This is a genomic window from Aneurinibacillus sp. REN35 (genome assembly GCF_041379945.2).
In the GTDB taxonomy this organism is placed as follows: Bacteria; Bacillota; Bacilli; order Aneurinibacillales; family Aneurinibacillaceae; genus Aneurinibacillus.
The window spans coordinates 1-371 of the sequence record NZ_JBFTXJ020000039.1; the positions used below are offsets into that span (position 1 = coordinate 1).

1 pseudogene is annotated in these 371 nt (G+C 38.8%); it reads right to left on the minus strand.

The features are described from left to right. Nucleotides 1–156 precede the first annotated feature (156 nt). A pseudogene (locus AB3351_RS23585) lies at nucleotides 157–371 on the minus strand (Gfo/Idh/MocA family protein); the annotation flags it as partial.

Consider the following 371-nt stretch of genomic DNA (forward strand, 5'->3'; position numbering starts at 1 on the left):
AGTTTTTCACATACGGTCCCATAATGTAGTTGCCGCTTTCAAGCACATTATCAATCGCTTGCTTAATTTCCGGCTTGATAGCTTCATATTGTACCTTTAAATCGAGTAATGAAATTTTTCTTTTTATTGTATCCATAGTTTCTCTCCCAAATTATTTTAGAGATCATTAACATTAAGCGGCTTTTGTAATTCACTTGCACGATATATCGCTAAGACAAGTTTAAGTGCGTTTTTTCCATCCTCACCCGTTATAAGTGGCGAACAATCCTTCTCAATTGCTTGTACCATATCAGCAATAATATGTTGATGACCGGGGGTACCGAATGGGTCCTGCTCTATCTGATTGATGAGCTGTGCCGTCTCTTCCTCCG